At 72.7% G+C, this 10509-nt stretch carries 7 protein-coding genes and 1 pseudogene; 5 read left to right on the top strand and 3 right to left on the bottom strand.

Annotated elements, in window-relative coordinates:
• The 3 genes and pseudogenes from CCN56_RS06515 to CCN56_RS06505 all read left to right on the top strand — a co-directional run.
• Positions 1–1528, top strand: a pseudogene (locus CCN56_RS06515) (hypothetical protein); the annotation flags it as partial.
• A 114-nt stretch (positions 1529–1642) separates the two neighbouring features.
• Positions 1643–2527 (top strand): metal-dependent hydrolase, encoded by an 885-nt coding sequence (locus CCN56_RS06510; RefSeq protein WP_086824455.1) that lies wholly within the window; start codon positions 1643–1645, stop codon positions 2525–2527.
• Entirely contained in the window at positions 2527–3579 is a 1053-nt protein-coding gene (locus CCN56_RS06505; protein WP_086824454.1) for a PDR/VanB family oxidoreductase, read from the top strand. Before CCN56_RS06510 ends, CCN56_RS06505 begins: the two co-directional genes overlap by 1 nt.
• Positions 3580–3603: 24 nt before the next feature.
• Here CCN56_RS06505 and CCN56_RS06500 read toward each other — a convergent pair whose 3' ends face one another.
• On the bottom strand, positions 3604–4023 hold the full coding sequence (locus CCN56_RS06500) for a hypothetical protein (RefSeq protein ID WP_086824453.1): 420 nt from the start codon (positions 4021–4023) through the stop codon (positions 3604–3606).
• Between the two features lie 37 nt (positions 4024–4060).
• On the opposite strand from CCN56_RS06500, the gene CCN56_RS06495 reads away from it, so the two are divergent.
• Positions 4061–4774: a TetR/AcrR family transcriptional regulator gene (locus tag CCN56_RS06495; RefSeq protein ID WP_086824451.1), complete on the top strand. Its 714-nt coding sequence runs from the start codon at positions 4061–4063 to the stop codon at positions 4772–4774.
• On the opposite strand, the gene CCN56_RS06490 is transcribed toward CCN56_RS06495, so the two are convergent.
• The gene (locus CCN56_RS06490; RefSeq protein WP_086824450.1) at positions 4759–5091 is read right to left on the bottom strand and encodes a 5-carboxymethyl-2-hydroxymuconate Delta-isomerase; all 333 of its coding nucleotides are present in this window, start codon (positions 5089–5091) and stop codon (positions 4759–4761) included. The two genes, CCN56_RS06495 and CCN56_RS06490, sit on opposite strands and share 16 nt — an antisense overlap.
• A 66-nt stretch (positions 5092–5157) precedes the next feature.
• Here CCN56_RS06490 and CCN56_RS06485 point away from each other — a divergent pair, with 66 nt between their 5' ends.
• Positions 5158–5670, top strand: coding sequence for a GNAT family N-acetyltransferase (locus CCN56_RS06485; protein ID WP_256961812.1), 513 nt, complete (start codon positions 5158–5160; stop codon positions 5668–5670).
• A gap of 39 nt (positions 5671–5709) precedes the next feature.
• Here the strand turns inward: CCN56_RS06485 and pulA are convergent.
• A partial coding sequence (gene pulA / locus CCN56_RS06480; protein WP_086824446.1) for a pullulanase-type alpha-1,6-glucosidase occupies positions 5710–10509 on the bottom strand: 4800 nt, incomplete at its 5' end.

Here is a 10509-nt window from a genome sequence, read left to right as displayed (position 1 = left end):
CGGTGGCCGTGCCGCCGGCGGTGGCGCCGCGGGCCGGGACGGCCGCGCGGGTGACTCCGGCGGACGCGCATACGGCACAGGCGAAGCCGCCGGGCCGGCCGCTCACGGCGGCACCGCCGGGACCGTCGCACCCGGAGGACCGACGGGTGCCGGAGGGCCCGGTCTCCCCCGTCGTCTCAGTGGCGCCGCCCTGCTGGAGTCCGACGAGTTCGATCCGTGTGCCCTGCAGGCGCGGCCGACCGATCTGATGCGGCGACGGCAGCACGCGCGGGCCGCGTTCGTCGCCGTCGTGGCGCTCGTCGTGTGCGGGACGCTGCTCGGACTGCCCGGTGACGGCTGGGGCAGAAACGGTGCTGCTGCGCCCTCGTACGCCCGTAACCCCGCCGCCGAGGCCGCCCTCGACCCCGGTGCCGTCAAGCGGGTGGATCCGGCGGTGTGGCCCGGCGCGAGCCGGCAGGACTTCTCCGTGTGGCCCGCGCGCGGCGGGCTGACCGGCGACGGCGCGCTGCTGCGGCGGGCGCTCGCCGTGTGGGCCCGGCCCGGTGACTCCGTACGGTCGTCCGCCACGCCCGGGACTCCCGTCGGGCCGCCGATGGGGCCGCCGCAGCTGCTGTTCGCGGGCCGCGTCGACGCCATGCGGGTCGTGCTCTTCCACGACGGGCTGCGGGCCGTGCGGTACGCGGAGCCGGTCGAGGGGACGGCGGGCGCCGCCCTCGACTTCGCCCGCACCGACGCGGCCGACACCGCCGACGCGGCCGCGCTCGTCGTCTCCCGCACGGCGGGCAACGTCCGCTATCTGACGGCCCCCTGGGTCCGGGAGACGGCCGTACGGGACCTCCTCGCGCCCGCGAAGGCCCCCTGGCCGCTCGCGCGGGACGCCGACGGGGTGACCGCTCCCCTGCCGAGCCCCGCACAGACCGGCGGCTGCACCCGCTGGAACACCCTTCAGGTACGGGACCGCGAAGGGGTCAGGATCCTCACCGACCTGGGCGAGCCGGCGCCCGCCCGGCTGCTCTGGGGGCCGCCCGCCGCACCCGTGGACGCGACGGGGCCGGAGGCGCAAAGAGACTGGGCGCGGACCGCCTGCCAGTTGACGGCGGTACGGGCGCACGGGGTGCGCTCCGTGAACGCCTGGCGGTACGCCCGGCAGCCGCTGCCGGAAGGCGCCGGGCTCGGCACCTGGGTGTGCACGCGCGCGGAGACCTGGCGGGGCACGGGCAGCCGGGTCCTCGCCCAGTTCCTGGTCCCGTCGCCCGAGGTCCCGGCCGCGCTCGCGGCCCGCTCCGAGGGCTCGCCGGCCTGCGGGGTGCGGGATCCCCGGGTCCTCGCGGGCGTGCTGTGGCAGGCGCCGGGCGGGAGCTGGTACGTGATGGCTGCCGGCAGCGGGCAGTTCACCGCGCTCGAGCTCTCGCACGGGGTGAAGGGCCGGTCCGACGGCCCCCTCCTCGCGGTCAGGGCGGCCTCGGGCAGCCGCGCGGACCTGACGGGCACCTTGGAGGACGGGACGCGGCTGAGCGCCCTGCGGTGACCGGAGGCAGGTGACCGCAGGCGGGTGACCGGAGGTCGGTGACCGCAGGTAACAGGTGCGAAAAACCGCGCACGCACCTGTTGCCAGCCCCTTACCCCTCAGTACATTGACGTCATGTCTAATACGCAGCCTGCACCGGTGGCGTCGGAGCACATCGAGCTCAAGGCCCGCAAGGTCTCCTTCGACTGGGAAGAGACGCCGCTCCACTGGGTACCGGGCGACCCCTTCACCACGCACACCATCAACGTGCTGCACCTGCTGCTCCCGGCCGGCGAGCGCTGGTTCGTCCACGTGTACAAGCAGGCGCTGCCGTACATCACCGACGACCGGCTGCGCGAGGACGTCATCGGCTTCATCGGCCAGGAGGCCATCCACTCCCAGGCGCACGACGACGTCCTCCCGCACCTGCGGAAGCTGGGCCTCGACCCCACCCCGTACACCGCGCAGGTCGACTGGTTCTTCGAGAAGCTCCTCGGGGACCGGACCCTGCCGCCCGGCCGGCCGCGCCGCTGGTGGCTCATGGAGCGGGTCGCACTGATCGCCGCCATCGAGCACTACACCGCCTTCCTCGGCGACTGGGTCCTCAACGCCGACGAGCTCGACCGGGTCGGCGCCGACCCGACCATGCTCGACCTGCTGCGCTGGCACGGGGCCGAGGAGGTCGAGCACCGCGCGGTCGCCTTCGAGCTCTTCATGCACCTCGACGGCGGCTACCGGCGCCGCGCCCGCACCTGGGCGCTCGCCTTCTCCGCGCTCGTCTTCCTCTGGCAGCGGGGCATCCGCTTCTTCATGGAGAACGACCCCGGTCTCGTCAACCCGAAGGCCTCCTTCGCGGACTTCGTCCGCAAGGGGCGGCAGGGCGTCCTGCCCTCCACCCCGGCCATGCTGCGCTCCATACCCCGCTACCTCAGCCGCGCCTACCACCCCTCCCAGGAGGGGAACACCGCGCAGGCCATGGCCTACCTGGCCTCCTCCCCCGGCGCCAACGGAGGCCGCTGATGCCCCGCCTCACCACCGTCGCCCTCGTCGCCGGAGCCGCGCTGCTCGTCCGCCGCGCCGTCCGCAGCCGCATGACCACCGCCCCGCTCTGGCCGATGCCCGCCCTCGACACCCCCGTCTCCGGGTACGGGCGGGGCAGCACCGTCCCCCGCAAGGTCCTGGTCACCGGCCGCACCACGCCCGCCGAGGGCGTCGTCGAACTGCGTCTGGAGGGCGCCGGTCTGCCCGCCTGGCAGCCGGGCGCCCACATCGACCTCGTCCTGCCCTCCGGGCTCGTCCGGCAGTACTCGCTCTGCGGCGATCCGGCCGCGACGGACACGTACACCGTCGCCACCCGCCTCATCGAGGACGGGCGCGGCGGCTCGCGCGAGGTGCACGAGCAGCTCCACGAGGGCGTGGAGATCGAGATCCGGGGGCCCCGCAACCGCTTCCCGCTCGTCGACTCCCCCGCGTACGTCTTCGTCGCCGGCGGCATCGGCATCACCCCGGTCCTGCCCATGCTGCGCGCCGCCGAGGCGGCCGGGGCGGACTGGCGGCTCGTGTACTGCGGGCGGAGCCGGGCCACCATGCCGTACCTGGCAGAGGTCGAACGGCTCGGCGGCGAGCGCGTGACGGTCGTCGCCGAGGACGAATCCGGCTTCCCCGACCTGGAGTTCCTCGGCCGGCTCCCCGTCGAGACCGCCGTCTACTGCTGCGGGCCCGACGGCCTGATGGACGCCGTGGGCGCGGCCGTGCCCGAGGGCCGGGCACCTCGGCTCGAGCGCTTCACCGCCGCCGCGACGACCGGCGGCACCGCCTTCGAGGTCGAACTGCGCCGCTCCGGGCGTACGTTGACGGTGGCGGCCGACCAGTCGCTCCTGTCGGCCGTACGCGAGGAGCTGCCGGGGATCACGTACTCCTGCCAACAGGGCTTCTGCGGGACCTGCCAACAGCGGTTCCTGGAGGGCGAGATCGACCACCGGGACGAGCTGCTCACCGACGAGGAGCGGGACGACTCGATGCTGATCTGCGTCTCGCGGTGCGCGGGGAAGCGGCTCGTCCTCGACCTCTGAGACCTCTGAGACCTCTGACGAGGGCTACGGCAGGACCAGCCAGTCCAGGGCCAGTGCCGTGAGGAGGCCGCCCGCCAGGAGCCAGGTGCCCAGTCGCGTGCGGCCGTTGCGGGAGAGTTCGATCACGATCCCGCAGAGGATCATGGCGAGTCCGTACACGCCGACGACCAGGACGGACGTACGGCTCGCGAGCCGGATGACCAGCACGACGGCCAGGGCGACCAGGAGCACGGACGCGGCGGCGACGCGCAGCCGCCGCGCCTGCTTCGGGGTGAGCCCGCCGGCAGACGCCTCGGACTCCGAAGGCTCCGGGGACTCCGGGGACCCCGGGGACTCCTCTTCCGCCTCAGGGGAGTCGGGGTTTTCCTGGGCCTCTTCGGCCTCCTGGGGCTCATCGGCCTTCGGGGCCTCGGCCTTCGGGATGTCCTGGTCGGCAGCGCTCATGGGGCAGGAGCGTAACGGACGCGGTTAGGCTGTTCGTATGACGACCGGGGTACGCCGCAGGATGGGCGTCGAGGAGCGCAAGCAGCAGTTGATCGGGGTGGCCCTCGAGCTCTTCAGCCACCGCTCTCCCGACGAGGTCTCCATCGACGAGATCGCCGCGGCCGCGGGCATCTCGCGGCCGCTGGTCTACCACTACTTCCCCGGCAAGCAGAGCCTCTACGAGGCGGCGCTGCGGCGGGCGGCGGACGAACTGGCGGCCCGGTTCGTGGAACCGGCACGCGGACCGCTCGGGCCGCGGCTGCTGCGGGTGATGGGCCGGTTCTTCGACTTCGTCGACGACCACGGGCCCGGCTTCGCGGCGCTGATGCGCGGCGGGCCCGCCGTCGGCTCGTCCACGACGAACGCGATGATCGACGAGGTCCGGCAGGCCGCGTACGAGCAGATCCTCGCCCACCTGGAGGTCGAGAAGCCCTCCGCGCGGCTCGAACTGGTCGTCCGCTCCTGGGTGTCGCTCGCCGAGTCGACGGCGCTCCTCTGGCTGGACGGCCGCCGGGTGCCGCGCGCCGAGCTGGAACTCCAGCTCGTGCACGACTTCGCCGCGCTGGCGGCGGTGAGTGCCGCGTACGACCCGGACATGGCGGAGATCCTGGTCGGCATCCTCGCCGGCGAGCCGGCCGACGGCCCCTTCGGGGACCTGGTGGCCAGGCTCTCGGCTCTCATGCCCCACGTACCCGATCAGCGCTTGCGGTAGGAGCCGTCGAGGTCGTGGACCTCGACGGAGAGGTGGACCCCCTCCTTCGCCTTGAGGTAGGCGGGCAGCAGGGCGAGAACGGCGTCCGAGAGCCGCGCCTTGGCCTCGGCCGTACGGCCGGCCAGCAGGGCGATGTCGACGTGCACGATGTGGTCGTCGGCCGCTCCGTCGCCGACGACCAGCTCCTCGACCTCCCGGAACCGGGTCTTGCACGCGTCGAGCGTGGCGTCGACCGTCTCCACGACGATCGGGTGCAGGGCGAGCGCGAAGCCGCGCCGGTCGAGGGGCGCGGAGTAGTCGACGGTGATCTGCGGCATGGGGGCACTCCTGGCCAGAAGGAATACGGCTGTCGGATGTCTGGCCACACCTTTACGGTGAGGGCCATGGACGCACAAGTGACCTTCCGGCAGGCGGACGAACGCGATCTCGACCTTCTGGTGGGGTTGTTCGACGGGGCCGCGCACTGGATGGTGCGGAATGGAATCGACCAGTGGAAGCCGGGGGCCCGCGGCCCCGAACACTTCCGCACGCGGATCGCCGGGGGCGAGGTGTGGATCGCCGCGCACGAGGGGCGGCCCGTGGGGGCGTACGAGCTGTGGTGGGAGGACCGGGAGGTCTGGGGGCCGCAGCCGCCGGTGGCCGGGTACGTGCACCGGCTGATGACCGACCGGGAGGCGGCGCCCGCCGGTGCGGGGCGGGTGCTGCTCGCGCACGCGGAGGACCGGATCGCGGCCTCGGGCCGGACGCTGGCCCGGCTGGACTGCGAGGCGCGCAATCCGGTCCTGGGGACGTACTACGAGGGGGCCGGGTACGCGGCCGTCGGCCCGCACCTGGAGAAGGTGGGGGCCGATGGCCGCGTGTACGCGGTGCGGCTGATGGAAAAGGCCCTGGCCTGAGGGGCGGCGCCCCACCGCCGTGTGGGCCCGCGCCCGCTCTCAGTTCGTCTTGAAGACCGCCACCGACCGGGCCGGGACCGTGAAGGTGCCCGAGGCCTGGTCGTAGGACGCGGACTTCACGACGGTGTCCGCTCCCGCGGCCTGGATCGGGTGGAGGGCGTAGCCCTTGCCCGCCAGGTCGGCGACCTTCTGCGAGGTGCTCGCCGGGGTCGCGTTGAGGACGACCACCAGGTCGCCGAGGCGCATCGTGATCACGCCCGGGGTCTCGTCGCGGCCGGAGAGCGGGAAGGACAGGGCCTCCTGGACCCGGTCGGTCGTGGCCAGGGAGAAGACCGGCTCGGTGGTGCGGATCTTCTGCAGGTCCCGGTAGGCGGCGGAGGCGCCGTCGATCTGGGCGCAGCCGACCGTCAGGGCCGGGTTGACGAGCAGCGGCTTGCCGTACGACCACTTGGAGCGGTTGTCGGCGGCCGGCGGCAGGCCCCGGCCGAAGCCGTTGCCGTCGCGGCAGTCCCAGTGGATGGCGTTGAACCAGTCGCCGCTGTCGAAGGAGTTGCGGTCCAGGGACTTGGAGCGGAGCAGGTCGCTGCCCGCCTGGGAGAGCGCCGGGCCCTGCGACAGGGTGGCCGTCGCCATGGCCAGGACCTGCATCCGGGCGCGGTCGGCCGGAGACGTGCCCGCTGGGAGCTTGAAGGCGAGCGCGTCGTACAGGGACTCGTTGTCGTGGGCGTCGGTGTAGGCGAGGGCGTCGCCGGGGGCGGCGGCGTACCCGGCGGGGGCGCCGTTGTAGTCGACCTGGCTGCCCTTGACCGTACGGCCCGAGGTGTCGGTGAAGGCGTAGTCGGCGAGGTTGCCGGTCAGGCCGACCTTGATGAGGTCCTGGTAGTGCAGGAGGCGGGCCTTCTGCTGGTCCGGGGTGCCGTTGGCCGTCGACGTGTTGGGGTCGGTGTACAGGCCGCTCGCGAAGCCCTGGACGCCCGGGTCCTCGTCGAAGGGGCCGCCGCCGCGCACGGCGTCGCGGGCCCGGTCGGAGAAGGTCGCGATGCCGGTGCCGGCCATGTTCTTCTGGGTGGCCTGGACGAAGCGGGCGTCGTCGGCGACCTCGCCGAAGTTCCAGCCCTCGCCGTAGAGGATGATCGACTTTCCGTCGACGCCGTCCTTCGCCACGGTCAGCTCGTCCAGGGCCTTCCGTACGGCCAGGATGTTGGCCTTCGGGTGGTGGCCCATGAGGTCGAAGCGGAAGCCGTCGACCTTGTACTGCTTCGCCCACGTGACGATCGAGTCGACCACGAGCTTGCCCATCATCGCGTTCTCGGGCGCGGTGTTGGCGCAGCAGGTGGAGGTGGCGACGGAGCCGTCGGCCTGGAGGCGCTGGTAGTAGCCGGGGACGATCCTGTCGAGGACGGACTTGTCGGACTGTCCGGCGGCGACGGTGTGGTTGTAGACGACGTCCATGACGGTGCGCAGCCCGTCGCCGTTGAGGGCCTGGACCATCTGCCGGAACTCGACCGTGCGGCGGGTGCCGTTCGGGTCGGTGGAGTAGGAACCCTCCGGAACCGTGTAGTGCAGCGGGTCGTAGCCCCAGTTGTAGGCGTCCTCGGCCGCGGCGGCGGTCACGCACGCCTGCTGTTCCGCCGAGTCCGGGGCGTAGACCTTGAGGTCGCAGGCGGGGGCGGTCTGGTCCGACTTCTTCTCGGGGACGGTGCCGAGGTCGAAGGCCGGGAGGAGGTGGACGTAGGAGGTGCCGGAGGCGGCGAGGTCGCGCAGGTGCTGCGAGCCCTTGCTGTCCTTGTCGGTGAAGGCGAGGTAGGTGCCCCGGTGGTCGGCCTCGGCCGACCCGTCCGCGATCGAGAAGTCCCGGATGTGGAGTTCCTGGATCTGGGCGTCCCGCAGCGGCACGGCGGCGGGCTTCTTCAGCTCCTTCCAGCCCTTGGGGGCCAGGGCCGGGTCGGTGAGGTCGACGGCGAGGCTGCGGGCCGAGTCGGTGGTGAGGGCGGTGGAGTAGGGATCGGTGACCCGGTTCTCGACGACCTTCTGGACGCTCGGCGCCCAGACCTTCACGACGTACCGGTACGGCTTGCCCGCCCAGTCGCGCGGGCCGGTGACCGACCAGACGCCGGAGGTGGCGTCGCGCCGCATGGGCACGCTCTTCCCGTCGAGTTCGAGGGCGACGGACCGGGCCGTGGGGGCCCAGAGGGAGAGGGTGGGGCGGCCGTTCCGGAAGACCGGGCCGAGCTGCGCCTGCGTGGCCTTCGGCGCGTACAGGTCGTCGAGGACGCCGGCGGTCTGGACGCCGGTGGCGGCGAGCAGGGCGCCGTTGGCGGCGCGCTGGGTGGCGATCAGCTGGCCGCGCAGGGAGTCCCGTACCCGGTCGGCGTCGCGCGGGTCGACGGTGAAGGCGGGGTACGCGGCGAGGTGCGGGAACTTCGCCTTCTGGGCGTCGGTGAGCGCGGACGGGGTGAGGCGGAGCCAGCGGCCCTCGTCGCTGAGGGCGCCGTCGGTGACGGTGATCCCGCCGTCCTCGGCGTACACCAGCTGCTGGCTGGTGGCGTCGGTGCTCTTCACCTTCCAGACGACGGTGTTCCGGTCGATCCACTGGGCCTCGGCCTTGCCGAGGTCGAGGTTCGGGGTGCCGCCGGTGGTGGGGAGGAGGTACTTGGGCTGTCCGGCCAGGAGCCAGACCTCGGTCCCGTACGTGGAGAGGTCGAGGGACTGGTCGGTGGGCAGGTCCTTCTGGTCGCCCTTGTGGAGGATGTACGAGAGGGAGCTCGCGCCGTCCGCCAGCGGCACCTCGTAGACCGCGCCGTACGCGTCGACGCGCGTCGGCATCAGCGGCCGTGACCAGTCGGTGGGCTGGGCGGCGCCGGTCCACAGGTGGAGGCCCCAGCCGTCGTAGTCGCCGTCCTCGCGCTTGTAGTGGATGACGGCCTTGGTCTTGTCCGGGGTGGCGGGGGCCGGGTCGGTGTCGGACTGGCCGTCGGCGCCCTGCGTGATCCAGACCTCGCCGGTCCGGCCGAGGTTGATGCTGCGCTGCGGGCCGTCGGCGGTGCCGTCCTTCTCGACGGTGTACGTGACGGTGGAGGCGCCCTCGGGGGCCTTCACCCAGGCGAAGGCGCCGAAGGCGTCGCGGCCGGTGAAGGCGGCTTCCTGGCCCGCGGCCTTCAGCTTCCAGCCGTCGTAGTTCCCGTCCGCGCGCTTGTAGTGCACGACGGCGTACGCCCGCTCGACGGCGACCGGCTTCTCCGGGGCCGGGGGCGCGCCCGCCGTGGTGGCGGCGAGGGCGCTCGCGGTGCGGCCCGCGCTGTCCACGACGACGGCCTTGTAGCGCAGGGCGGTGCCGGCGGGGGCGGTGACGTGCTGGGTGACCTTGTAGGGGGCGTGGTCGGCGGTGCCGAGGGTCCGCCAGCGGCCGTCGCCGACCTGGGCGGCGAAGACGACCCGGTCGAGGCCGCCGCCGGTGACGTCGGCGGAGAGCTCGACGGTGCCGGTGGAGCCGGCGGCCGGGGCCCTGAGCGTCACGGTGGGCCTGCTCGCCGGGGCGGGCAGCGGGGCGTCGGCCTTCAGGACCAGGGAGGAGAGGGCGGGGACGGTGACGGTCACCTTGCCGTCGGCAGCCGTGACGGCGCCCTGACCTCCGTACAGGGTGCGGAAGGCGGCGGAGTCGACGGGGACGGTGACGGTCTTCGGCCCGGTGGCGCCGTTGACGGCGACCAGGTACTCGGTGCGCGTCTTCGGGTCCGTACGGGTGAAGGCGTAGACGGAGCCCTCGGCGTACCGCTCCTGCTGGACGCCGTCGCGGAGGGCCGGGTTCTCCCGGGTGAGCTTCGAGAGGGCGGCGATCGACCGGTACAGCGGGTGCGTGGTGTCGTACGCGTCGGAGGCGTGCGTCCGGTCGGTGCCGAGCTGGTCGTCGTCGAGGTAGTCGGCGGTCTTCGAGGCGAAGAGGGTCTGGCGGGCGTCCTTGTCGCCGCCGGGTCCTGTGAAGCCCTGCTCGTCGCCGTAGTAGATCACCGGGTTGCCCCGGGAGAGGAACATCAGCTCGTTGGCGAGGCGGTCGCGGCGGACGAGTTCCTCGTCGGAGGCGTTCGGGTTGTCCTGCTTCAGGAACGTGCCGATGCGGCCCATGTCGTGGTTGCCGAGGAAGGTGACCTGCTCGTAGGCGTTGGCCTTGTCGGTGGTGTACCGGTAGTCCTCGGCGAAGACCTTGGCGAGGCGGTCGGCTCCGGCGCCCTGGGAGGCGAAGGCGCGGGCCGCGTCCTGGAAGGGGAAGTCGAGGGTGGCGTCGAGCCGGCCCCGGGTGACGTACGGGGAGGTGACGGCGGTGTCGGCGGAGTAGACCTCGCCGAACATGAAGAAGTCCTCACGGCCCTGCTCGGCCGCGTACTTGTCCAGGGCGGTGGCCCACTGCGTCCAGAAGTCCAGGTTCACGTGCTTGACGGTGTCGATGCGGAACCCGTCGATGTCGAAATCCCGGACCCACTTCTCGTAGATCTCCTTCATGCCCTCGACGACCTCGGGACGCTCGGTCCACAGGTCGTCGAGGCCGACGAAGTCGCCGTACTCGGCGGACTCCCCGGCCCAGGTGGAGTCGCCCCGGTTGTGGTACATCGTCGGGTCGTTCAGCCAGGACGGGACCTTCCCGCCGGTCGTCGTCGGCGTGTACGGGAAGGAGTCCGCGTCGACCTTCCCGATCTTCGTACGGTCGTCGAAGGGGCGGCCCGAGGCGTCGAGGTACGGGTAGGCGCCCTTGGGGCGGTAGCCGTACTTCTTCTCCGCGTAGTCGACGGTGTCGGCGGTGTGGTTGGTGATGACGTCGAAGAAGACCTTCATGCCCTTGGCGTG

This window comes from Streptomyces sp. NRRL B-24572 (assembly GCF_002156145.1).
In the GTDB taxonomy this organism is placed as follows: domain Bacteria; phylum Actinomycetota; class Actinomycetes; order Streptomycetales; family Streptomycetaceae; genus Streptomyces; species Streptomyces vietnamensis.
Note: the sequence above shows the minus strand (reverse complement) of the source record. Positions and strands in the feature narration are given on the sequence as shown.

Excerpts from the sequence above, each read along its gene's own strand:
- CCN56_RS06510 (WP_086824455.1), top strand. The coding sequence starts at position 1,643 with ATGTCTAATACGCAGCCTGCACCGGTGGCGTCGGAGCACATCGAGCTC.
- CCN56_RS06505 (WP_086824454.1), top strand. The coding sequence starts at position 2,527 with ATGCCCCGCCTCACCACCGTCGCCCTCGTCGCCGGAGCCGCGCTGCTC.
- CCN56_RS06500 (WP_086824453.1), bottom strand. The coding sequence starts at position 4,023 with ATGAGCGCTGCCGACCAGGACATCCCGAAGGCCGAGGCCCCGAAGGCC.
- CCN56_RS06495 (WP_086824451.1), top strand. The coding sequence starts at position 4,061 with ATGACGACCGGGGTACGCCGCAGGATGGGCGTCGAGGAGCGCAAGCAG.
- CCN56_RS06490 (WP_086824450.1), bottom strand. The coding sequence starts at position 5,091 with ATGCCGCAGATCACCGTCGACTACTCCGCGCCCCTCGACCGGCGCGGC.
- CCN56_RS06485 (WP_256961812.1), top strand. The coding sequence starts at position 5,158 with ATGGACGCACAAGTGACCTTCCGGCAGGCGGACGAACGCGATCTCGAC.